The following is a 24,529-nucleotide window of genomic DNA, read 5'->3' as shown; positions in this document are numbered from 1 at the left end:
CCTCGGGATTTACCTATTTGCTCATTTTTTTCCCCCTTTGGCTCCACATGCATATTGATGAACTCTTACAATTGTTGAGTCAATCATGAGCCATTCCGTATCCGCGCTACACGCGAGAGTGTTAAAAATTGTTTGCCAGACTCCTTTGCGGCTCCATCTCAAAAATCTTTTATGTACACTGTGCCATTTTCCATATTTCTCCGGAATATCTCTCCAACCACATCCTGTTTTTGCCTTGTATATGATAGCTTCGATGAACAACCGGTTGTCTTTGGCTGTACATCCAACATCCTGCTTTTTACCGGGAAGAAAATCCTTGATTCTTTCCCATTGGTCGTCTCTCAACTGATGCCTGAGTGATCCGCTCATGCTATCTATTATAATCCATTCTCTTTAATTGTCGACAATATCTAGTCTCTGTAAATTTTTTGAATCGCGAGGATTAATATTCATTTTTCCACATAGGGGCCCAAAAAACGACTTCCATTAAAATGGATTAGATGAGTAGGAGCATCAGCAACCCATACTTCTGTTTCCCAAGCAATATCACCTAAATATCGCCCCATGATTGAACGGTTGGGAAAGGCTGTGACATAAACTATTCCGGCTGAAGAATCAGCAAATAGATTGGCTAATTCTGCGTGTCGTTTACCATCAACTGGACCGTGACTAGTAACAGATTCAACTACAATCAGCCAATTTTTTTCTATAAAATGAAAAACAACATCCGGCATTTTTCCGTGTTCATCAATACGAACACCTAGTTGACGTAATAATTCTTCATTAAAATAGCCCCATTTTTCCCCGGTATCGCCAGCATAAATCAAACAACTTCCAGGAATAAATCGAGAGGCAAAATTTTCAATAATTTGACGGATTAATTCACTGTGTTCTCCCGGACTAAGAGAAATTTTTTGATTCTTAGCAATGGTAACAGGAATACGATTGATCTGACGTTCTCTGGCATAGCGTTCTTTTAATGTTTTTCTGGAAGCAAGCCATATTTTCAATGAGTCTTGCCATTCCTGAGAATGTACTTTTTTCAGTAGGTCCAATGCCGAAGGTTCAATTTGATAAACTGCTTTTGGGCTATTAACAGGACGACGCGGATCATCTGGATTATAAAGAGCAATTCCCGCTTCACAAAACTGATGCATAGTGTGCCGACGAAAGGTTTCACGAGAATTAGGTGCATAGGCTATTTCGTAGAAGCGATGAACCCACTCCATAATGGGAGTTATTCCTATTAACGGGCGTTCTGCTTCATGCCATTTTTTTTCGGGACTCAAGTTTAGAAGCGCCAAAAGACACAAGGCAGAACGGTCATTCTGTTGTCCTCGAGGAAAACCCAGTTCTATGAGGATACGTTGCGCTGTTTGCAAATGAGTATATTGATGAGTCATGATGTTAATTCTGTAATTTTTAAGTCTATATCACTCTGCTCAAAAGAAGACTGTGCCATAGTCCATACTCCAAGTTGAAGTAGAACATCCATGCTGGGATATTTCAGTTTTCTGAGGTCCGTTGCATTGACTTGCGTATGCCCATTAAATCTACGAAAATATTCATCTAATTCCGTTGAGTTCAGGAAGGTCGATAATCCGTAAGCCAATTCTGGTGGCAATCCTCTTTTATTTTGATGAAACACGTTAAGGTGATTTTCAAAGCCAAGAACAGGCGGCATATTTTTAAAAACGTTTGGATCAATCACTCGTGCTACAATACGACGTTTTTCTTCTTTAGTGGAAAAACGTTTAACGACACAGTAAAAACCTGTTGGATAGAGCCATTTTTCTGTATCGACATTCCTTTTAATTGCATTAGGTTTTCTGATATCAGACAAAGGCCAAACGAGTTTGTTTGTTCGAAAATGTATTGGATACAAAAGTGGCGCAGTATTTTCACAAGGCATTGAGCACAAATGTTCTTTAAGACGAAAATCAACAACAGGTCCAGTTGAAATTTGAATATTCAAGTCCTGCAATGAATATTTAATAGATTCGGATGACTCTAGATTTAGTATTTCAGTAGAGGAAGGAATGTGAATAAACTGTTCTGTATCTTCTGGAAACACGATACGCTCAATAGGCAGATCAAAGTACGATAAATCATCAAAAGAAGCGTCGGTGGATGAAGATATCCTTACCATTGCGGGAGAACTCCCTTTCTCCAGTCGGATAATAATATTTTCCTGTAACACAGAGTCTTCTTGAAACGCCTTATTGCGTGCTTTGAACAAATGAATATGTTTTATGGTCGTGTGCTCAAGTAGCAATTGACGAAAAGCTTTATAGTAGGGTCCATTACAGAAACTACGAGGAATAATTGCGACGATTTGTCCCTGATGTTTAGTTTGAAGAATAGCTAGCGCCACGAAAGCAGAATATAAATTCACCATTTCTACACCAATAGCGTTCAATGCTTTTCGATGAGTTGAATGACTATTTATTTTTTTATATGGAGGATTCAAAATTACATGAGAATAAGTTTCCTCATGTGGAAGCCTATTCATAGAATCCATAATATAGTCACATTCTAAAACGCTTATATTAGCTTCAGGATAATTGGCTATCTGAGAATGCAACTGTTGCCGAAGAAGAGCATCAATTTCATACATTGTTACATTAACAGCAGAAAAGCCAAACTTACCAGTTTTCCATCGATCTAAAAAGGCACTCGTTAAGGCACCACACCCAGCTCCTGCATCCAAAAGATGACAACTTCGATCAAATGAATCAGGAAACATTGCGGCCATGAAATGTGCAATGCTTTCAGGAGTCATATACTGTCCCAAGTTTTTTTTCCGAAGTGACGTAGAGACTGAAATTGGTTTGTAGTCTATGCTATTTGTAAGCTTGAGTTGCTGGCTCATTCACTGATTTTCCATTAAAACTGCCATCAGAGTAACTCAGAACAACTTTTAGCACAATCCCAAATCAGTTCTTCTCTCGAAATCCACACATCAAGTTTTTGAAGTTGAGGACCCCTCAATAATTTCTCGCACACGTCGCCTACGACTTTTTGCCACCCAATACATACTGAAAGCTACCAATATAGAAGTCAATGTAGTAATCGTACCTGCGGCATCAAGCAGCCAACTAATTTTCCATAATCCTCCGAACACATTGGCACTAATTCCAACCACACAAGAAATAACTATACTAACCCAAATAAATTGTATATTTCTAAATTTGAATAAAAGACCGACAAGCACGGGTCCCAGTAGACTTAACTGAATAACGATAAATATGTACACAAAATCAAAAATATTAATACCAAGAATATTTAATATAAAGGATACTCCCCATGCGGCAAATATTCCAGATAATATAGTAAAAAAACGTGCTAACTGCATTGGGCTAATACTTGTTATAACTTTTTTGCACTTATTTGTTATTCTTAAATCAACCATTATAGTTTGAGAAACAGAAAGTCCTAATCCATCGACTAACGACATCATCGAAAATAAAAGTAATACAATCATAGATAACGGTAAAAGAAAACTATATCTTGAACTACACATAAGGGCTAAATTTCCAAGAATATTATCTGAATTCAAATCTGGAATTACTCTAAGAGTCACCCCTAATATCGTTCCCAATATATAGGCAAATAAGACACCTATACTAGTTCGTGGTAATAATTTTTTCAAACCAGCAATATCATTGTTACTGGAGCTAATCGTTTGCCATGATGAATTATCAACAAATTGCCATGAAAGGTTAAATATAATATTCGTTATGAATGCAATAACTCCTAATTTTAAAATTGATAGGTCAAAATCTGGAACAAATAATCCTACGGACAGTTGCTCTTTATCATAAACAATCCAAAGCATAGTACAAACAACACCACACAAAAGAAACAATTTCACGGCATTAAGAATTGGATTGATAATGCTGTTCGCTTTTACTCCTCCAAGTACCGTGTAAAATAAGGCTGTCATCACTATCAAGGTGGTAATGATAGGCCAATTTACAGAGTTCCCAAGATCAGAAAAACTGGCTAGAGATTCAACTCCGTTTAAGGTGATTGCAATTTCCCAACCGGTAAAGTATACAATACCAATAATAGAACATAACGCAGAGATGATTCGCGTCGTTCTACCAAATTTACTTCCCAGAAAATCATGAAGGCTCGTATAATGATAAATATTAAAAACAAATTTCCCTAATAAAATAAAACTTACACACCAAGCTAAATGTATAAAAATAGCCCATACGCCCATAATGTATCCTAACCATACTGAATAAAGAATAGCGTTTGCTCCAAATGATGCCGATATCAAGAGTTCTGATATTCTATTAAATATGATTGATCTATCACCAAGGAAGTATTTATCTAATCTATATCCAGAATCCCCTAATGCATCGTCCAATTTTCTTGGTTGCACAATACCCATGAATGCTAGTCTTTCATAATTTTTCAATAATTCCTAGATCAAGATCGATTCTGATTTGATCCCCATTGACCAAGGAACGAGAGGCATGTTCTGTTCCAACAACACATGGAATTTTAAATTCACGACTAATAATAGCTGCGTGTGATAGCATACCTCCCATATCGGTTACAATTGCTCTAGCTTTAGAACAGGCCAACATAAGTTCAGGAGCAGTAAATTCAGACACAAGTATTTGCCCATCTTTCATTTGAGCAATAGCCTTTTCCATTTCTTGAAGACAAGTATAATCAACATTGATCAAACATGCAGTACCGATAACATAACGATCCTCTCCCCTATTGGCAACCTGACCAACGATTTTTGCATGTTCTTGGATACTCCTAATTTTTTCAACATTATGGATAAACATTGTAGCCTGCTGCCCAAAAATATACCTAATTGTTAAACCATCATTTATGATAACAGCACCTTTTGAACGTAATTTAATCTCCGCAGGAATAACCATTTTTTTATCAAAAAGCTCGATAATTTCATGAATTTTATAAAGCTGTAAATCGTCACAAGTTACATCAAATTTATGAGATATCTGGAATAGTAATTTATTAAATAAGCATTCATCATTAATAGATATATTATTTATCCAGTTACGCGCAATATCCTTGAAAGCGGACAGTTTATTCAAGTTTTCAGAAATGATCGGATTTTCATCCGCATACAAAAATGTCAAATTGGTAAACTGAAAATCCATTTTAGAATAGAATACAAAATACTCATAAAGAATTGAGAAAAAATCTTGTACTGATTTTGATGCAAGTTCATTCTTCAATATATTCTCTAAACGAACAATAGATTTACCATGAAAAATTTCAAATTTTTGTTGGTAATCTATAAATCCAGTAGGCGAACTTAACCATTTATAGCCGTACTTTGCAGCATATTCCATGCGTTCTTTTGTAAAATACTGCCAAAACTCATTTTTATTGCAAATAAAGAGTGGGTGTAAATAACCAAATCCATGGCTGAGTAAATCAGCGAACAGAACATTCAATCCCATTACCTTGAATGTTAATTCATAATTCATAATGTCTGGTAATGAGCAACCTTTTTTTAAGGGGGATGCCACCGCGAATGAAGTAATAGGGCGAACTTGCAAAATATAAATTTTAGAATCTCTAATAGTCCACTCCACATCAACGGGAATAGAAAATATTTCTTCTATTTTTATAATTTCAACAACCAAATTTTTTAATAAATTAGGAGATAGAAGCTCTACTTTGCCTTGACTACCGAATTTTCTTTGCAAAACGAGTTTTTCCTTCTTATCAAGAATGACAGAATAGGGAGTTTCTTGTCCTCCTACCGCTTTTTCCCCACTTCCTTTAACTGCTTCTACAAGGACATGCTCTGTTTTTCCGTTAAGCGGATTTGCTGAAAAAGCAATTCCCGAACACTCCCCAGTTATCATTAATTGCACAATAACCGCAAACGGACGTATGTCTTCATTTTCTAAAACGTTAACACCGTATCTGACTGCTCTAGCCCCAAATAATGAAGCCCAGCATTGTTTAATGTAGTTGGGAACATCGTGTGGATTAACATCTAGAAAAGAGTCAAATTGGCCAGCCCATGAATTCGTGACACCATCTTCCATGCTTCCGCTCGACCGAACAGCAAGATTCCTATTATTCTGATCTCCAACCAACTGCACTACTGCATTATCAATGAGATTAAGCTCGTCGTTAGAAAAAGATCCTTGCATCACAGCATCACGAATACGTTTTGCTGCAACTAGCGACACCGAAAATTCTTGAGAACAAAGTTTTTTAGACTCACTTTGAATGAGCTTTAGAATCTTATTTCGCAGAAAAAAGTCGTATTGCATCTTTGATGTAACAAAAAAGGCATCAGGAACTTCGATATCCATTGAAACAAGTTTAACTAAATTGGAAGCTTTACTTCCAATTTTATCATTCGATGATGCTTTTTTATCCCGAAGTTGAATTATATATTCGTTCATGATTCTTTATTCACTTGTTTGATTTCAATCGTTTTTTCGGAAAAAGTAACATCCATTAATTCTTTGTATATTTTTTCAAATTCTGGAGATACATCCATATCTTTGAAGTCTTCAAAATTAAGTTCAAACTTATTTTTATTTGCATTGTATTTTTTTGAAAAAATAACCCTACAAATAGTCATAATTTGTCTAGAACTTTTCCATCGAGTTTGAGCAAATAAGTAGAGCACCTTTATTGAAATCTTTATAATCAATTCTTTATTAGGAGCAATTAATCTCTTTAACGAACTTAAAAAAGTAAGGATAACCTGTCCAGGATGATCCGCTGACGGCAATTTTATATCAAAATGAATTCGATCAAAAAAATCTGCAACCTTCAGCTCGTCACATTTGAAACATTTTATAAATTCTTCCCGATCGGCTCCTCCACTACCAGCAAAAATCCAAATGAGATTACGTGAAGTACAACTTTTTAACTTCAAATCCTTTTCCATACCATATTCATCCATTCTTGTTCCTGTCATGGCATCCATAAGGAGACGAAAGGCTAAGTGATCCCCTTTTGTATCCACTTCGTCAAGAAAGGCAATAGTTGGTGAAGTATCTTCAACCAAATTTTGGTCGAATGCTCTAGAAATATGATTATTAACAGCGTGGTAAAATTTATCTCTTGCTACACCAGATAATGAAGTAACAGGATAATTTTCAGCTATTTTTAGAAATTTTGCCAAACATTTTACAAAAAATGATTTTCCCGTACCAGGTTTCCCTGCTAAAAATACACAAATAGGCTTATCTCGTTGTGTTGATGTATTTTGAATTAAATCATTTATCGTTTCAATACATTTATTGATATATTCTCTATCCTCTAGATTATACACATAAAATCCTTTTAATGTTGTTTCATACTTAGCAAGCGCATCCCAATTTTTATTATTGTTAAAAACTTCTTTAATTGAATTAACAACATCTCCACTAATTGTTATACGAAGTCGATCCTCTAGAATGAATTTTAAATCATTAGCACAATCACAGCAATCCACTCCGCTGATCCACTGATCAACGCTATTCTCATTTTCAACTAGGACCCTATAATTAATATCATCGTCAAATACAATTCTGTATTTTTTGTCAGTAGAACTTGAAGCTTTAATGTAATTTTCTAGACTGATGTTTTCAAAATCTTGATCCTCCAAGACTGGAATTTCCCTATGATTCAGTTTGAATAATGCCTTAGAACAAGATATTAAAAGATTTTTTGATTCTTGGAACAATTTATTACATAATTCTTTATATTCAGTTTTATCACTATTATTAGATCCTAAGCTACTGAGTATTTTAACATCACAAAATTCTTTAGCTTTACAAACTTGTTCTAAAATTTCTTTATCAATCAGCTTCATGCGCAATTTTGACTCACACATCACTTGAAGAGTTCTCTCTATAACATCTTTTGCGGATCTAGGAATATCATGTTTTGGATAATTATTCTGCCATATACTAGCAATATCTCGCTCATGAAGATATCTCACAGAGGGGATTTGCTCAAAATCAGGAACGCAAGATATGTTAATAAGGGGTCCTATCAAATCTACTAACAACTCTGTCTTTGGTGGATTGATTATTGAATTCATACCTAGTGGCTAATATAGCCGATAGCTTCGTCAAGATGCAAGCATTTTGCCATCAAAAAAATCTAACATATTTTTAATGAGATTTTGCATTTTTTAAATAACAGACAATCAATAACAAACGCAGAAAATGACTGCTGTGCATTGGGACGTTTCAAAATGAGATTTTTCACTTTCATTTACCAATCCATCAAAAACATTCTACTGAATAGTCGCCCAATCATGATTCACGAGAAAGCAATTAATTAATACTAAAATTAGATGTATTTAAGATGATTTCAACACTGAATATGAGTAATTCTTCTACGGTATTTGTTTCTTTCTATATTCACGTGATCGCATGAAATTATATAAGTTTTATCACTGCATTATATGAAGAAGCGCTTGTCTTATTGATAACGGAAGTTTTATTTTTGTACATGATTGCTTTCTGTTTGAAGATAGAACCCAAAAAGTCTTTGGCAGTTTTGGAGATGTTGGCGCCAGTGGCGAGGGTAAGGAGGAGGGAGCCGGTGGTGGAGAGGGTTTGGCTGGGGCTGCGGGAGTAGATGCCGCCGACTCCGGCGGCGCGGGCGAGTTTGACGAGGTTGTCGAAGTGTTTGTCCCAGGTGAGTTGTTTGTCGCCGGTGAGGTGGTTGGTTTCCTTTTTAAGGGCGGAGGTGATGCCCTGGATGTCGAGGAGGGTGCGGGAGTAGGAGTCGGCAAAGGCGCGTTCTCCGGTGATGCTGGCGGCGAGGTAGTTGATGCCTTCTCCGACGAGGGGTATGCTGGTGAGGTCTCCGAGGAGGGCGGTGGCGCCGTATTTGCGGAGTTTTTTCGCGGGGTGGTTGTTTTGATCGTTTTTGTCGTCGTCGTCTCCGGTGTCCCGGAGGGTGTCGATGAGCCAGCAGATGAGGGAGGAGGTGACGCCGAGGGTGAGCCAGCTCTGGACGGCGGAGACGCGGTTCCTTGTGCTGCCGCTTTTCCACTGGGCGATGATGAGGCCGAGTTTGTTGATTTGTTCGCTTCGCATGATGTAGGCGAGGCGGGAGAGGAGGCCACCTGCGGCCTGCCCGATGCTTTTCTGGGTTTTGGTGAGGGGCTGGGCTCCGAGTTCGAGGGCGTGGCCGATTTGCCGGAGGGCGGCGGTTTTGAGCTGGTGGTCGGTGTAGGGGCTGCCCTGCTCTGTGTTGAGTTTCCTGGCGGAGGCGTAGTACGCGTTGGCGAGGGCGTGCATGGCGAGGAGGTTGGCTTTGACATCGATTTTTTCGATGAGGGCCATTGCTTTTTCCGGGAACTTTTCGAGGCGGGAGTGTCGCTGGCCGGGGAGCTGGTTGGCGATCTGGGCGAGGATGTCGCCTTCTCCACGCAGGCGGGCTTTGATCCACGGGGTGGCGGCGAGTTCGCGGATGGTGATGTCGCCCGCGCCGAGTTTGGAGCGCGCGAAGTGGTAGAGGTATTCGGCGAAGCCGATGTGGCGGTGGGCGAGTTCGCGGGTTTCGTCGGCTTTTTCGAGGATGGCGGTGGGTACCCATCCGGCGAAGAAGCCGTGCATGACGGCGGTGGCCTGTTTGAGGAGGACGAAGCCGTTGCCTGCGAGGACGGAGTAGGCGAAGGCGCGCTGGAGGTTGCTCTGGAGGCGGGAGAGGTTGAGGAAGGCGCGGTTGTTTTCGAGGGTGGCGCCGTCGATGAGGTCGAGGTAGCAGGAGAGTTTGTGGAGGGTGTCCTGCCCCAAGTGGAGGGTGAGTTTCTGGTGGAGTTGTTTGTCGCGCAGGAGGGTGCGCCAGTCGGCGGTGATGTGGGAGGTGTAGATGTAGTTGTCCTGTTCGGCGGAGGCGGCGAGGAAGACGAGGGAGGCGGATTTGCTCCAGTCGAGGTTTTCGCGGTGGAGGCGGCGGGGGATGAGCATTCCGTATTTGCCGCTGCCGATGGGACCGTTGGCGGGTGAGGCGAGGGTGTCTTTGTCCTGCGTGGTGTTGCGGTCGAAGGTGGCTCGGTAGTATTTATCCTTGAAGGTGAATGGGACGCCCATGCGTGTTTCGTAGATTTGGGCGAGGGTGAGGCCCTGTTCGTGGAGGCGGGCGCGGAGGGCGTAGCCGTAGGCGAGGCCCTGTTCTCCGACGTATTGGTAGAGGGCGGCGATTCCTTCGTCATCGAGGCCTTCGTGGCGGAGGAGTCCGTCGCGGATGCGGGTTCCGTCGTCGCTGTAGATGTCGCCGTAGTCCTGTGTTTGTTCATGGAGGAGGATGGCGTAGAGGGCGCAGTCGCGGGAGCAGCGGAGGGGGGCGGTGGCGGCCTGGTCGGGGACGGTGCGTTCGACGGTGATTTTCTGCTGGCGTTCCTGTTGGGCGGGGCTTGCCTGGTCGTAGCGGGCGAGGGCTTCCCGGATGAGGGGGATGTCCTGTTCCTGGGGGATGTTTTCGGTGACGGTTTGGGCGGCGGCGTCCTGCCGGGCGGTTTCTTCTCTTCGGACGGCGCGTTGTTCCGGGGTGAGGCGGAGCCATTCGCGGGCTTCGGCGAGAGTGAGGGTGGTTTTGATGGTGATGTGGGGGCGGAGGGTGATTCCGGTGTGGTGCGGGGTGTCGAAGTCCACGAGCCATTGTTCGGCTTCGTTTTCGCTGCGGGCTCCGGTGATGCCCGAGACGGTGTGGTAGAGCCAGGCGTTGCGGTCGTTGGTGGCGTTGAGGAGGGCGGCGTTGGCGGTGGCTATTTCGTCGATTTTGCGGCAGGAGAGTTCGGGACCGAGGACGGGTTCGAGCGCGAGCATGGTTTGGGAGTAGGACATGCACTGGTTGGGGAGGGAGGCAAGGCAGCGGCGGAGGCGGGTGGCTTCGGCGATGCGGGTTTCCGCGCGGTTGGCGGCGGAGTTGGGTTCGGGGATTCGGGATTGTATTTGACGGGAGGTGTGTTTGGCCCTGCCCCGTTCGTGGGCGAGGCGGATGTCCCAGGCGTTGCGCCCGGTGAGGGTGTATTCGAGGAGGTTTTTCATGGCGGCCTGCGCCTGCGGGAGGGTCATGCCTTCGTAGTGGCCGTAGGTGGCCCAGGCGAGGAGGTCGGTTTCGTGCCGGTGGAGGGTGGCGTCGTTTTCTTCGGCGGCGTAAAGGGCTTCGAGGGCGGTGAGGGCGTCGAGTTTTTGGTCGGCGGTGGCCTGGAGCATGTCGCGGTAGAGGGCGAGGCGGCGGTAGTGGTCGGCTTCCATTTTGCCGCGCAGGGGCTTTTTGCCGGGTTGTTGTTTGGGGTAGGCGGCATCGATTCGGCGCATGGTTTTGTCCCAGAGTTCCTGTTTGGCGTAGCGGGCGAGCTGGTAGCGAATTCGGTCGAGGATGTCGGCCATGATGCGGTCGAGGCGTTTGGTTCCGATGGCGGCGAGGGTGGCGCGTGTTTCTTCCGGGGTGGCGGCGGTAGCGGTGTGGTTGATGAGGTTTGCTTCGAATTTCCGGTAGATGGCATCTCCCGTCTGGAGGGTTCCCTTGAGGGGGATTTCTCCGTTTTCGGCGAGGGCGGCGTAGGTGGCGGCCCATTGCATCTGGAGGTGGAGGTTGGTGCGGTAGCCCGGGGGGAGGGTGTAGCGGGCGGAGGAGATGAGAGAGGTGATGAGGCCGAAGAGTTCCGCGCCTTCGCGGGCGGTGGGGGCGTCTTTTTTGCCTGCGGTGATGCGGTTCCAGTTTTCGGCGGCGGCGTCGAAGTCCTTGAGGAGGTCGGCGGCACGGGTGGCCTGCATGGTGGGTTCCGTGAGGGTGGAGACGAGTTTCCTCATGCTGGTGAGGGAGTATGAAGGTAAGAGTGAAGAGGGATTAGGTAAGAGGTGGAATGTTTGCGGGTTGTCGCCCGGAAGTTGAGAGGAGGATGTGGGAGTGAGGGCAAAGGTGATGTCTGGGTTGGCGGGGTCGAAGGTTCCCCGGTTGTGGGTGGCGGATTTGATTTGGGAGGGAGAGAAGACGACGGCGATGAGGGCTCCGTTGTCGGTGGGGTCGATGCCGATGTAGCCGTCGTGGTGTTCGGATACCCAGCGGAGGAAGTCATGCCAGCGTTCGCCGGAGCCGTCCGGTTCGTAGTCGTAGAGGAAGCCTTCGGCGATGATGTCTCGTACGTCGCTTTCCGTGATGCTTTCGCCGGTGGTTCGGTCGGTCCATCCTTCTTCCTGTTCCCAATATCGGATGTATTGGGTGACCCACGGGGCGCGGAGGGATGCGGGGTCGTCCGGGCGGAAGGGGCGGCGGATGTTGAGCCATGCCGGGGTGAGGTTCCAGGCTCCGGCGTAGCTTTGGGCGGTGTCTTTGTCCTGCGTGAAGTAGATGCCTCCCCCGGCTCCCGGTTCGAAGACGGCGGGCGAGCGGCGGGCGTCGAATCTGCCGCCGTGGTAGAAGAGGATGGGGACGCCGTGTTCATCGACGGCGTGGGAGGCGTGGGCGGGGTCGAGCTCCCAGTCTCCGAACCATTGTTTGAAGGCGGGGGTGGAGGGAGGTTCAATGTCTGATGTTTGCGGGTTGTCGCCCGGAGGGTGGGAGGATGTGGTTTGAAGAGAGAAGGAGCTGTCCCAGTGACTGAAGTTGAAGCGTTTGGAGAGGGGAACGAAGAGGAGCTGGCGGCTTTCCGCCGTGCCGTCGTGGTAGCAGGGGCGGATGCCGTGTTTCGTTCATCGAAATGGAAACCAACAACAGTACCCATTTGCCTGCTCTCCTAGAATATCTGGAGGTGACGGGATTGCCTTTCAAGGCGGGACGACCTCGGCCTTACAGTGCCGAAGAGGAGGAAAACAGGCACTTCCAGAAAGCAGTAACGGTTTGAAGAACATGTTTTCTTGCAATTGTCCGAAAACGGAATGTTTTTTATGGCGAAGACATTCGGTAGCACAAATCTTTGTGAAGTATGGAGCCGTATTCTCACAGAAAAGGGAACAGATAGCGGGCTAGTTATATGGATAGAAAGGATCTGATACCCTAATTGTCGAGTATGCTTTGAAAAAGGTCATCTATCTTCCCCGATTCTGGATACATCGCATACATAATAATAGTGAGTAGGCCTATATATATCTATGAATTAATTCTTTAATGTATGTGTTATTTAAATTTCTAATAGAATCCGCAAATATTATCTCATTTTCCGATACTTCGGTCACATGATCATAAATATTTTCTATATCTTCGAAAGAAAATCCATATCTTAACAACATTATTTCTTTATCATCATTAGTTCCATATCTAAAAATGTTTACCATATATTTTGCTCTAATATCATAGGTTTTACGATAATAATTTTCAAATGCAGCGATAAATTTCCCAGATAATGAAAATGATATTACTTCATCCAAATAATCATAAGTATCGAAAAGGACAACATCATAATTTATATCTGCTATATTGGTGTTTTGTTTGAATAGAAAGTTATATTTTATATTCTTGTTAGGCAGTTTTGTGGCTGCAACAGAATTTTTTATTTTTAGATTATTACAATATGCATCAAATTCTTCTTGAGTGATTAAAGAATCTTTTAATTTTTTTCTTTCGTTTCTTATTTCATCTTTTTTTGTTATGTAGTTATAACGAAGTGTCACGGTCTGCTTAAACGTTTTTCCTTGAATTTTCCATAACAAAATAGTAATAGAAGAAGATAAAACGGATTCTTCATATTCTGTTAAATCTCTATTTAGGGATTGGCGGAATATATATTTAAAGGAATCTTTTATTTTTGTGCGTAATGATTCTTTCAAATTATTGTATTCTTTTCCTGTAATAAGTTTTTTTTCATGAAATAAATATTCCAAAAGAATAGATATATTATTTTCTACTTCATCAGAAGAAAGTCTTTGTATTTCAATTTTTGGCAATCCAAGTTCAGAGTCTATCTCACCAGATTTCACCGACTCAATAAACTCATATTCATCATCTTCTTCTGAATGAGCTTGGCTATCAAGAATAGATGTAGACTCTAATTTTGTTGGAATTTTAATATAGTCTACAAATGTTTGCACATTAGATCCTTTGATAATCACAAAACCATAATCAAATGAATTTATTTTTTTTAACATTGTTCTCCCTGCTCTACCTATGAGATTTTTTAGGTTCAATGATTTAGATTCTATTTTAGTATCTCCGAAATTGAAACGATCTATAAATATAGCATCAAAAGGCAAATTAACCCCTTGAAGCAACGTTGATGTTGCAAAGCAAATGCGCGCGAAGCCTGCATTAATAAATTTTTCTATCAAAGATCTAACTATCAATGGCACTGATCCATGGTGGATGACGATTCCTCGTGAAAGATACTCAATAAATTCTGATTTAATATTTTTAGATCCAATATGTTCTCGTATCTTTTCGATAATTTCTATTGCAAAAGGATCATCAATATCTTGGCATAGATTTATATACTTCAAAAAATCTGTTTTTATTTTAGATGTATATATAGATCTTTTGGATACATATATCAATACGCAACCTTTTTTTGTTATAATGTTCTCGATAATATCATCTTCTAAATGAATGACATTTTTTTTATGATGAGCTTTTTCATCATACGGAGAAAATATGCTAAATGTGCTCAATCCGTCATCACCTCTAATAAATAATTTACCTACAGAATTTTGTTGATACACAAACGAAGAGACATCTTCCGTAAGATTATGTTTTGCAAATTGGGCTTCCGGATTTTCTATAAAAGGGTGGCAAAACACTTTTTTTGTATTGGGAAATATACGTAAAGCCCTGCGCACTAATGAATCAAAAGTAACACCTCTAATCGGTTCTTCGCAAATTTGCGCCTCGTCAAACAAAAATAAAGATATCCTAAGTTGATGAGTAGGGTTGAAAATTTCCATTGCTCTTTCCGGTGTTACAACGAATATTTTTCTTTTAACATGATTTCTATTTATATTATCAATGTGTTGTAATACTAATATATTTGTTTTTGCTTGAAGAATGCGTCTTATATGGATTAAGTATTCGGCTATTAATGCTCGTGATGGAACAATTATAACAATATCTCCCTCTTCTTCTCGTATTAAATCTCTAAAAACATAAGATTTCCCCGCACTTGTCGGTGCCGAAAATGAGAATATTTTATTTTTCTTTATATGTTCATATATTGATGCTTGAGATGGGGTATACAAGTGATGTGTTTTTTCTTCTATCATTTCTTTGAAAGAAGAGTAGACTAATGACAATACTGTTTGAGGATTTCTTGTCTTATAAAAAACACCTAGAACATGCATTAATGTATTTTCCTGTTTTTCAAAAATATCAGGATGCATATATTTTATATATGATAACTCCTCAAATGAATGAGGATCAACGGGGCCTTGTGTGTGAATTTTATATATGATATTCTTTAAAAGAGCATCATAATCATCACATTCTAAGATTGTTTTGAGTGACATATAGCAATACCTATTATGAAGATTTCTTCACTATCGGGGATTATTCTATTTATTTTGGATCGAACTGATTCATTACTCATTAATCGATTGAATGAATTTTCGTTTATTATTGAAAATGTTGCACAAAAACAATTTTTGTGTTGCGACATATTGTTTTTTGTTTCTTCGTTGATGAATTCTTTGAGCAACACATAGTCTATCTTATGTTTATCATTAGCAATAAAATCGATAATTTGATCAAAAGAATCATGATGTTTATTAGACGATCGACCGTATTTGGCTTCTCCAAAAGACACTTTGTTTTCAGGAGTGATTGTATGAAAATCAAATCCGTGATTACCTGATTTCTTTTCTTTCCATAATTCGGAAATAGGCAATTTTTTATGTTGAAGTTTATCTTCCAACACATCCCCAGCAGATATCGAGATTATATATTCTCCCAATTCAGAACTCACTGGTTCATCCTGTTGGGAGAAAATCTCAATCAATTTTTCAATTGTTTTTTTAGAAGCCGCCCGAAAAGAAGTTTGAGAAATAGGATCCAATGCGTTTATCCATGATGTATTTTGTATAGAATGAGTTATTCTATCTACGTGATTCTCTATATCATCAATTTTAACGCAAATTCGATGAATATTTACATCTCTAAAATTAAACAAATCATCCCCTGTTTTTTGTTGTTGTAAATCATGGCTTATGATGTTCATAATTTTTGTTTAATTTTAAAATATCAGAAAATGATGCAAATAAATCAAAATAACAGTAAATAAAATTTATTTTCCTAACAATTTCCTGTATATGTAACAAAAAGTATGACACCTAACAGATGTTTTGTCCAATTTCTTTTCTCGCATATCCGTATCTTTTTGCACATTTATTAACAATTAACACAAGTTAGACAACGATTTTACTATCTATTTCTACGCTCCCTACAGCTATGGGACGGGAACTGGTGCCGTAGACTCCCGGCGGTGCAGGCGAGTTTGACGAGGTTGGCGAAGTGTTTGTCACAGAGGAGTTGTTTGTCGCCGGTGAGGTGGTTGGTTTCTTTTTTGAGGGCGTGGGTGATGGCTTCCTTTTGCGGCAGGATGCCGTGTTTTTTTGCCGGGAACGAAGTTTCTTGAGTGTTATTTTTTCTTTCATGGTAAGTGTTTTATCAAGAACTCACGTTATGCATATTCCTGTTTCGTGATGCCTGCCGGTACAAAGGGGGTATCGGCAACGGGTTTCGTCCATGTGGGGCGAGACTGCCTTGCCGATCAATCAAACCCATAGAATACATACTATTATGGCAATATCAACGAAGCCGTTCCATCCGCTGGATGCAGAGAATAACCGCCGTTACAAGGTTACTGACGGTCAGTCGCCCCAGTTGGCCTGGAATTACAGTGACGATCTGTCCGCCCATGACTGGGCGGGGTATCTCCGCATTCCGGAAACCGGCAATTATACGTTCAGGATTCAGGTGGACGATAACGGATTTATCGAGATCGACGGGAAGAAGGTGGTCGAGGTGACGGGCAGCAATGCTTCCACTTCACGCGAAGCGTCCCTTGAGCTCAAGAAGGGGTTCCATTATGCGAAGTTCCATCATGAGAATCTGGCGGTTCCCGAGGAAATCGCCGGGTATCCGAATGCCGCTCAATTCGAGTCTTTCGTGAACGGGGAAAGGATTCGTCTCAAGGATATCGACGCTCCCGAAAATATCATGTCCCGGGTAGAGGCCAACAAGTTGCTTGGCTATTATATGGGCAGCGTGGATTATGTGACGGTGCCTACCTCAGAGGCAGATGATATCTGGAAACTTTTCGGAGATAAGGCTTTTCAGGAGATGGCCGGGAAACAAACATGTGCGACCCGCCTGAGTATCGCCTTGAGCCGTTATGGTTTCAATTTATCCGGATCCAAGTATCCCGATGGTTCTCCCGCTTCCAATAATGTGGAGAATCTGGGCTGGAGTAGCGCTACTCTGAATGCAGGAAATTCCACTCCTCCCGGCAAGCATATCATTATGAGCGCGGAAGTTTTGTCTGGATTTCTGAAGAGCAGGATCATGAAGGATTTGGGATGTCCCAATCCCGATTATGTTGCGCCTGACGATTATTCCACTCCTCAGGAAGGGGATATCGTGATCTTCGGGGACAGTTTGCATGTGGGGCTCTGTCCGGGAGACAATCAATCCGCAGGATCATTCCTCAGCGGCGGCGTGTGGCTGTTATACAGGTCAACGCTTGATCTTGAGCTTTAATCCTGTTTTTGTTTCCTTTTTTTCAGGGAACGGGGAAACCCGTTCCCTTTTCATGTCATGGTTTCTTGCTTTATTTTTTTATTCAGCTATCATTATTAAAGTATGTTTCAAGCATTTTTTCTTTCGGTTTCGTGTTTTTTTGCATTTTGGACGTCAACTGCGGTTTTTGCGGAACCTTTGGCATCTGAGGATATTGTTCCCGAGTCGCGGGAGGATGTGATCGCCCAGCATTTGCGAAGGGCGGATACTGTGCTGCTCGTTTGTGTTTACACGTCTTCCTATGAGCCAGTTCGAGCAGGAAACGGCGTTGTTTGGAAGAGGGTTTATCATTCGCGCGTCGTTCAGGGGTTGAGGGGCAATTTGCCTGTCGGGGCTGTTTTGGAGATTGAGCAGATCGCCGAGAGTCTGCCGGAAAGTGGGGTGATTCATTCTGACGGTTCCAAGCGTTTCATTTCTTCGCCTGTGCAGGGGGAGTTATGGTATGTTTTTCTTGATTCGAAAGGGATCGACAAGAAGGCGGGAGATGTTTATTCCTGCCCGCTGGATGTCATGTTTTTAAATCCTCTAAAGATGAAGGATAAAGATGGTATTCAATCTTTTAACAGGCTGGTTCATGTACAAGACGCGCGGATTGCGGAGGAGGCAGAAGCGGCGAGGTTCCGGAAGGAGGAGTGATGCCCGTTTATCTTTTCCTGTGGAGGGGCGTCTGTGTTCGAAGGGCTGTCGTTATTCTGTTTGTTTTTCCGAGACAGGTTTGCTGTTTTTCTTTTCGGAAGGTGATTGTTCTTTTTTGAGTAGGGTGGAGAGGGTGTTTTTGATGGTGCTGGAGATGTTGGCATCGGCGGAGAGTGTCAGGAGAAGAGCTCCAATACTGGCGAGGGCCTGACTGGGGCTAAGAGAAAAGGTTTCCTCATTTTCGGCGGCGCGGCGGGCGAGGGTGTCGGCGTAGTCGGTTTCCAGTTTCCCGGCGTAGTGGTCGTAGATGGCGGCGTAGGCCTGGGTGCGGGTTTGGGCTTCGGGGAGCCGGGTTTGAGTCGCAAGGAAGTAGAGGCCGGGGTCGCGGGCGCGGTCCGGGCCGAGGAGTTCGCGGGCAATGCGTTCGCCGAGGACGGCTTTGGCCGGGACGGAGCCGTCGTAGCGGCGGGTGTAGGCCGCGAGTTCCTTGTTGCGAGCAAGGATGGAGGTGAGTTCCGGGTCGTTGTGATGGGAGAGGATGGCGGCCTGGAGTTCTTCGAGATGGGGAGAGGGGCCGGGAGGAGGTACAAGGGACGAGGTACGAGGGACAATGTTTGAAGGTTGCGGGCTGTCGCCCGGAGGGATGGGGGTGGGAGACGGGAATGTGTCTGCCGGGAGAGGTTCCGGAGAGATGGGGGGATTTTCCGGGAGAGGTTCCGGTTGCAGGAGATCTGGAGGGGGGATGTATTTCCAGTGTTCTTTGAGGTCGAGGGACATGGGGGGAGGTACAATTTACAAGGGACAAGGGACAATTTTCTGGTTGGGAAACACAGATGGACACGGATGGTTCGCAGATTTTTTGAGGTTGGAATCCGGCTGATTGCCGGATTGGGATGAGGATTGGGTTTATGGGATGGTGAGGACGGTTTGGTTGGTTATGGGGTGAGGGGGAGTGGGCCGGTGGGGAGTTCTTCGGGGAGGGTTTCGCTGATGGGGGTAGCGGTTTCAATGGCTTCGTTTTCGTAGGTGTCGAGGGTGTCGTCGTTCGGGTCGAGGGGCGGCAGGAGGCCGTCGTCCGGGGTGGCGAAGAGGCTGGGCTGGGGGGTGGAGCGTTGGCGGGCCTTGATGTGGGATTCGAGTTGAGCGGGGGTGAGGGGCTGGCTGTTGTCGTCTTTGGCGAAGCGGATTTCGAGGGCGGGGATGGGGCCGAGTTTGCCGAGCTGGTTGTGGCGCGCTCCCCGCGTGAGGAGGGTGCCCTGCCCTTCGTGCCAGCCGAGGATGGGGACGCGGCAGGAGGCGCGCTGAGAGCCCCTGCCGGGGAGTGTGCCGAGGAGGAGGGGGCCGTCGCCGAGGCGTTTGACGATTTCTTCGTAGTCTGCCCGCGTGAGGTAGGCTCCGGGGGCTTCGTCCGGGATGTTTTCGATGTCGGTGGCGAGGATGGGAGGGAGGTTGGGGGCGCTTGTCTGCGCCGCCGTTTGCCGGGCGCGGGCGGCGGAGGCGATTTTTTCCTGTTGCCTCCGAGCGTAGGCCTGCTGCTGGGCGGCGAGGGCGGCTGTGTCCTGCGTTTTTTGTCCGTCGCGCCAGTCGCCGTCGCTGTATTTGTCGAAGTAGCTGCTGGCGTTGATGGCGGTTTGTTCGTTGCGGGCGGAGGCGCGTTCGGCGAGGAGGGTGCAGGCTTTCTGGTACTGGGTGTAGTAGGGTTTGCCGGGGTTCCCTGCCCGCCAGAAGAGGAAGGCTTTGTAGGCGTCGTGTTTGATTTGTTGGCTCTGGGCGATGTATTCGTCGTAGGCGCTGCCTTCGTGTTCCTGGCGGTTGGCATCGGTGAAATACCATTTGTCGGCTTTGTGCCGCCATCGGGCGTGCATGTCGGGCGAGATGTCCTGCGGGTCGATGGCTTGAAAGAAGCGGGAGGCGTCGAGGTTGTCGTCGGTTCCGGCGAGGCCGAGGTTGTGGGCGATGCGGTCGTCTGCGGCGAGGGCGATGGCGTCCGGGTCGGCGTCGAAGCCGGTTTGGGGGTCGCAGTAGGTTTTGACGAGGTTGTGTTTCCACTGGTTGTATTCGCCTTGTGTTTTGAGGACGGGGGCGTTGAAGATGTCTTGCTGCCAGGCGTCGTCGATGGCGGCGCGGTGTTGGTGGAGGGTGCCGGTGCGTTTGGCCTGACGCCATGTGCGCATGTCTTCGGTGTCGCCGGGGAGGTCGGCGTACTGGGGGCGGACGCTGCCGCCGTCTGCGATGATGGCGCGTTCCTGTGCCGTGAGGGGGATTTGCTGCCGGGTCTGGCGGAGGGCGAGTTCGAGCTGGCGGTCGAGGGCGGTTTTTTGTACGGGGTCGATGTCGTCGTAGAGGCCGTCTTCTACCTGGGCGGCGAGGTCGAGGGGTGTTTGGGCCATGGCGGTCTGGTATTGGCGGATGAGCGACTGCTGGGTGTATTGCCAGTCGTTGTAGTCGGCTTCGGGCTGGGTGATGAGGGAGTTTTGGAGGGCGCGGCGGTTGATGTCGCGTGCTTCGTCGTAGTGGTGCTGGCCGAGGGCGGCGGTGAGGTTGGCGGCGTAGGCCTGCCGGGAGGTGTGGATTTCCCGCTGGGTGGCTTTGCCGTAGGCGCGTGTGCGGAGGTCGGCGCGGATGCGGCTGGCGAGGGTGTCGCTCTGGAGTTGGGCGGCGGGGCGGATGTAGCGGGTGCGGAGGTTGTCGATGTTGCGGGCGTGTTGGCTGACGAGGGAGTCGAGGCGGGCGGGGATGAGGCGGCCGTCCTGGTCGTAGAGGGATTCTTCACTGCCGGGGGCGAGGGCGGCGAGGCGGTCGAATTCGGTGTCGAGCGCGGCGTTGTTGTCGCGCAGGTGTTGTTCGACGCGCTGGCTTTCGCCGAAGTCCTGGATGTCGTAGAAGCGGTTGAGGGTGGCGTCCAGGGTAGCGGCTCCGCGCTGGATGGCCTGGGCATTGGTCTGCGTGGCGAGGGTGGGGCTGGCCGGTGGCTGGGGGACGGCATCGAGGCTGGGACGTGTGCCTTGATAAAGGGGGGTGTTCATGGAGGTACAAGGGACAATTTACAAGGGACAATTTTAGATGTTTGCGGGCTGCGCCCGGGAGAATGAGAGGGAGGACACAAGGGTGGTTTTGCGAAGGAGGCGGGAGAGGGGGACGGTGCGTTCGGGGTAGCCGTTTTTGAAGTCGCGGCGGTAGCGGATGTGGGTGTATTGCGGGCTGTACATGCGGGCGAGCCGCCAGAGGGCCGGGAGATGGGAGCACTGGAAGAGGATGAGGAGGGTGTGGGGATCGTCGCCTATCGGGACGGCGAGGCAGAAGCAGTCGGGCGCGGCGTGGATGATACCGCCCTGCTCCAGCGTGTGGCGGATGAGGGCGGCGTAAGATCCGGGCTGGATGGCCTCAAGGAAGGTGTGGGCGCGGGTGGTGCAGTTCATTTCAAGGGACAATTTACAAGGGACAAGGGACAATTTTTTGATTTGGGAACACAGATGGACACAGATGTTTCTCAGATTTTTTGAGGCTAGAATCCGGCTGATCGCCGGATTGGATGTATGGGAGGGGGTGTTTTTTTGTGTGTGGTCAGAGGTTGGAGGGAGGTTTGGGGTGGGTTTGGGGAGAGAGGAAGGAGGCGAGGAGAGCGTTCAGGGCGTCTCCGGCGTTGGTGGCGGTTTGCTGGCTGGCGGAGATGGCGCCGGGGGAACTTTGGAGGAAGGTTCCGGTGAGGTCGTAGGCGTTGTTGCCTGTGCGGATGGCTCTGGTGGCCCAGGTGGGGAGGATGCTGCCTGCGGTGGCCGTGCCTTGCCCTGCTACGGCGGTTGCGCTGGCGGCGGTTGTGCCTGTGGCCGCTCCGGTGGAGGAGATGCCGCCGATGAGGGCGGAGGCTGCGGTGATGCCGCCTTGTATCCATGCGGCGTTTTGGGCCGATTTGGCGAGGCGGCGGTTTTGGGCGGCCTGCGCTCCGGCCTGCATGGCAATGAGGCGACCCTGCTGGCGGGAGACGCTGGCGGCGTGGCGTTTGTTGCTCTCGCCGATGGCGTTGGAGAGGGCCATGTCTGCGATGGCGGTTTCGAAGATGTCCGCCAGGGCGAGTTCGCTTTGCTGGCCGCTGCCTTGTTCGGTGAAGCCGGAGGCGGCGCGTGTATTGCGGGCAGTGGCGAGGGCGGCGGTCTGGTTCTGCCGCTGGCGCATCATGTTGGCCCCGGCAAGGCGGGTGTCGGCGCGGGCTTCTTCTTCGGTGTTGGCAGCTTTGAGGTTGTAGGCGGCCTGTTGGGCGCGGCCCTGGGCTTCGATGGTGGAGGCCTGGGCTTTGTAGTTTTTCGCCATGGAGGCGTTGCCGAGGATTTGACCCATGGGAGGAGGTACAATTTACAAGGTACAAGGGACAATTGAAGGATGTTTGCCGGATATGAGCCGGAAACGAGTCTATCAGTCGAGGATGGAGGTTTGGAGGATGCGGTCGAGGGGGTGCTGGTCGTTGCTGTTGGCGGCGAGCATGTTTTTGTGCAGGGCTTCCGACAGGGCGGCGGTCGCCAGTTGCTCAAGCTGGATGGCGAGCTGGGGCTGGCCGGTGATTTTGGCCGCCATGCGGGCGGCGAGGAGGAGGACGATGCCCCGGACAAAGAGGGGCTGGTCGTCCGGAAGGGCCTCGATCATTCCGATGCCGCTGCTGATGTAGGTGAGTTCCAGCCCGTGGTCCGGCATGGGGTGGAAGGCGGTGTTCAAGAGGATGTCACGCCCGATGAGTTCGAAGGAGGCGTGGTTGATTTTCAACGGTCGGAGGCAGTCCGCCGGGAGGGGGTAGATGCCGGGCGCGGTGGGCACAAGGGTGCGGCGGCGGGTGGCGAAGGTCCACGCGCCGTAGTTCAAGGCTTCATGCAGGACGGTGGGGTACCAGAGGTCGCATTCCTGGCCGGTGGGGGTGTCGCGTTTGTATTCCCGGTCTCCGAGGGTGTGGAGGGCTTGCTGATAGAGGGTGATCTTGTCCATTGCGGGACAAGGGTAGCTCTCCGGCTGCCGGGTTGCTTATGTGCATAACGTGAGTTGATGCTTTTTTTACGTTTTTTTCCTGCGACGGATGTGGTGCATGACGACGTTGTGGCCGAATTCGCCCGGGGTGAGGCCCATGAAGGTGGCGGCGCGGCAGATTTCTTCCCACTGGCCGGGGGTGAAGAGGTGGCTGCCGGTGGCGTAGCTGACGGCGAGGTTGAGGCGGGTGCGGAAGGCGGAGGGGGTGCGGGAGCGGCGGTCGTAGTCGTTTATGGTTTTTTGGATTTTGCGTTTCCGGTTTTTTCCGATTTCCTTGTTGGAGCACCATCCGTCTACGGTCGTTGCGGCGACGCCCATGATGGATGCGAATTGCTTGTGCGTGATATGGCGGGAGGTGAGCCATTCCCGCAGTCGCTTCGCGTTTATTTCATGATGGTCTTCCACGGTTTCATTCTAGTAATTACCAATATGTGTTTCAAGTTTTTTTGTTGCTGTTAGGCGATTGGGGCTTTCAGGTTGACTATTTTCTTCGTTAGACGGGAGAATGTTTTTTGCATGACAACGTCAGTTCTGAATTTACAAGGGTCCGCAGCTTTTTTTGATCCGAATTTGATCCGTTTTCGGGAGCACGAGATGGGGCTTTTGTTGGATTATGCGGTGCAGAAGGTGATACGGGATTTGGTCGTATTATATGCACGGGAGATCAATTTGAGGAGGGATGGAAGGTTGCCTGCGAGTTTGAAGCGGGGTTCTGTTTTATCCGGGAGGGATAATGATAGCAAGGAGGTGTGGAAGAGGCGGGAGTGGATGACGTGTGCGGAGGTGATGCTGGTTTATGGTTTTTCCCGTTATACGGTGCGCAAGATTGTCAAAGATTCCAAAGAAAAGAACATTGAAGTCCAAGTGGCTATCCTGTCTTTTCACCATGGGACGCCGTCGCAGAGGACGCGGCCTTTTATTCTGATCAACAAGAGGTCGCTGGATGCGTATCTGGCGGCGCATTGCGATGCGCAGGGGGGCGGGGAGGCCCGGTGCGGCGGGGAGGGCTGATTGTCTGTGGATGTATGTAACGATGATTTGATTTCTATTTTATTATGAGCAGGACTATTGAGATTTCGGAGCGGAGGGAGTAGTTTTCGATCAAGGAGGTGCAGGTGGTGTACCGGATGTGCCGGAGGACGCTTTCGCTGCTGATCCGGGATGCGGAGGATAAGGGGGCGCCGATCAGGAT

The 24,529-nt window shown here is 47.0% G+C and carries 17 protein-coding genes and 2 pseudogenes; 3 read left to right on the top strand and 16 right to left on the bottom strand.

The genetic code is table 11. The annotated features are described in order from the left end of the window. The 10 genes and pseudogenes from AC781_RS13415 to AC781_RS13745 form a co-directional block, all read right to left on the bottom strand. Positions 1-369: pseudogene (locus AC781_RS13415) on the bottom strand (IS5 family transposase); the annotation flags it as partial. An 80-nt stretch (positions 370-449) separates the two neighbouring features. Beyond that, positions 450-1,403 (bottom strand): BsuBI/PstI family type II restriction endonuclease, encoded by a 954-nt coding sequence (locus AC781_RS13410; protein ID WP_083076879.1) that lies wholly within the window; start codon positions 1,401-1,403, stop codon positions 450-452. Then, positions 1,400-2,872 carry an Eco57I restriction-modification methylase domain-containing protein gene (locus AC781_RS13405; protein WP_083076876.1) on the bottom strand — a complete coding sequence of 491 codons (1,473 nt, stop codon included), beginning with the start codon at positions 2,870-2,872 and terminating at the stop codon, positions 1,400-1,402. The genes AC781_RS13410 and AC781_RS13405 overlap by 4 nt, the downstream gene beginning before the upstream one ends. A gap of 90 nt (positions 2,873-2,962) precedes the next feature. Continuing rightward, positions 2,963-4,402: an SLC5/6 family protein gene (locus tag AC781_RS13750; protein WP_141675848.1), complete on the bottom strand. Its 1,440-nt coding sequence runs from the start codon at positions 4,400-4,402 to the stop codon at positions 2,963-2,965. A gap of 13 nt (positions 4,403-4,415) precedes the next feature. After that, positions 4,416-6,419, bottom strand: coding sequence for a PEP/pyruvate-binding domain-containing protein (locus AC781_RS08795; RefSeq protein ID WP_071133482.1), 2,004 nt, complete (start codon positions 6,417-6,419; stop codon positions 4,416-4,418). After that, the gene (locus AC781_RS13400; protein ID WP_083076874.1) at positions 6,416-8,053 is read right to left on the bottom strand and encodes an AAA family ATPase; all 1,638 of its coding nucleotides are present in this window, start codon (positions 8,051-8,053) and stop codon (positions 6,416-6,418) included. The genes AC781_RS08795 and AC781_RS13400 overlap by 4 nt, the downstream gene beginning before the upstream one ends. A gap of 343 nt (positions 8,054-8,396) precedes the next feature. After that, positions 8,397-11,786, bottom strand: a complete 3,390-nt coding sequence (locus AC781_RS08785; protein WP_067776736.1) for a hypothetical protein — start codon at positions 11,784-11,786, stop codon at positions 8,397-8,399. Positions 11,787-11,978: 192 nt separating this feature from the next. Continuing rightward, positions 11,979-12,401, bottom strand: a pseudogene (locus tag AC781_RS14425) (ADP-ribosyltransferase-containing protein); the annotation flags it as partial. A 651-nt stretch (positions 12,402-13,052) separates the two neighbouring features. Continuing rightward, the gene (locus AC781_RS08775) at positions 13,053-15,404 is read right to left on the bottom strand and encodes a DEAD/DEAH box helicase (RefSeq protein WP_067776730.1); all 2,352 of its coding nucleotides are present in this window, start codon (positions 15,402-15,404) and stop codon (positions 13,053-13,055) included. Next, positions 15,383-16,111, bottom strand: coding sequence for a hypothetical protein (locus AC781_RS13745; protein ID WP_141675847.1), 729 nt, complete (start codon positions 16,109-16,111; stop codon positions 15,383-15,385). Before AC781_RS13745 ends, AC781_RS08775 begins: the two co-directional genes overlap by 22 nt. 527 nt (positions 16,112-16,638) lie before the next feature. Between AC781_RS13745 and AC781_RS08765 the strand changes: the two genes are divergently transcribed. After that, positions 16,639-17,652 (top strand): PA14 domain-containing protein, encoded by a 1,014-nt coding sequence (locus AC781_RS08765; protein WP_071133478.1) that lies wholly within the window; start codon positions 16,639-16,641, stop codon positions 17,650-17,652. Between the two features lie 102 nt (positions 17,653-17,754). Next, positions 17,755-18,327: a hypothetical protein gene (locus AC781_RS08760; protein WP_067776721.1), complete on the top strand. Its 573-nt coding sequence runs from the start codon at positions 17,755-17,757 to the stop codon at positions 18,325-18,327. 51 nt (positions 18,328-18,378) lie between these two features. Here the strand turns inward: AC781_RS08760 and AC781_RS08755 are convergent, their stop codons facing one another. The 6 genes from AC781_RS08755 to AC781_RS08730 all read right to left on the bottom strand — a co-directional run bounded on the left by AC781_RS08755 (position 18,379) and on the right by AC781_RS08730 (position 23,742). Then, positions 18,379-19,104 carry a hypothetical protein gene (locus AC781_RS08755; RefSeq protein WP_067776718.1) on the bottom strand — a complete coding sequence of 242 codons (726 nt, stop codon included), beginning with the start codon at positions 19,102-19,104 and terminating at the stop codon, positions 18,379-18,381. 158 nt (positions 19,105-19,262) lie between these two features. After that, the gene (locus AC781_RS08750) at positions 19,263-21,353 is read right to left on the bottom strand and encodes a hypothetical protein (RefSeq protein WP_067776715.1); all 2,091 of its coding nucleotides are present in this window, start codon (positions 21,351-21,353) and stop codon (positions 19,263-19,265) included. A 33-nt stretch (positions 21,354-21,386) separates the two neighbouring features. Next, positions 21,387-21,746 carry a hypothetical protein gene (locus AC781_RS08745; RefSeq protein WP_067776712.1) on the bottom strand — a complete coding sequence of 120 codons (360 nt, stop codon included), beginning with the start codon at positions 21,744-21,746 and terminating at the stop codon, positions 21,387-21,389. A gap of 145 nt (positions 21,747-21,891) precedes the next feature. Next, positions 21,892-22,662, bottom strand: coding sequence for a hypothetical protein (locus AC781_RS08740; protein ID WP_067776709.1), 771 nt, complete (start codon positions 22,660-22,662; stop codon positions 21,892-21,894). A gap of 75 nt (positions 22,663-22,737) precedes the next feature. Continuing rightward, the gene (locus AC781_RS08735; protein ID WP_067776706.1) at positions 22,738-23,298 is read right to left on the bottom strand and encodes a phage connector family protein; all 561 of its coding nucleotides are present in this window, start codon (positions 23,296-23,298) and stop codon (positions 22,738-22,740) included. 66 nt (positions 23,299-23,364) lie between these two features. Then, on the bottom strand, positions 23,365-23,742 hold the full coding sequence (locus AC781_RS08730; RefSeq protein WP_067776703.1) for a helix-turn-helix domain-containing protein: 378 nt from the start codon (positions 23,740-23,742) through the stop codon (positions 23,365-23,367). A 72-nt stretch (positions 23,743-23,814) separates the two neighbouring features. On the opposite strand from AC781_RS08730, the gene AC781_RS08725 reads away from it, so the two are divergent. Further along, positions 23,815-24,348, top strand: coding sequence for a hypothetical protein (locus tag AC781_RS08725; protein ID WP_141675846.1), 534 nt, complete (start codon positions 23,815-23,817; stop codon positions 24,346-24,348). The last annotated feature ends 181 nt before the right edge of the window (positions 24,349-24,529 follow it).

This window comes from Neoakkermansia glycaniphila, assembly GCF_001683795.1.
GTDB lineage: Bacteria > Verrucomicrobiota > Verrucomicrobiia > Verrucomicrobiales > Akkermansiaceae > Akkermansia > Akkermansia glycaniphila.
The sequence above is the reverse complement of the archived record's forward strand: the minus strand, read 5'-3'. Positions and strand labels throughout refer to the sequence as shown.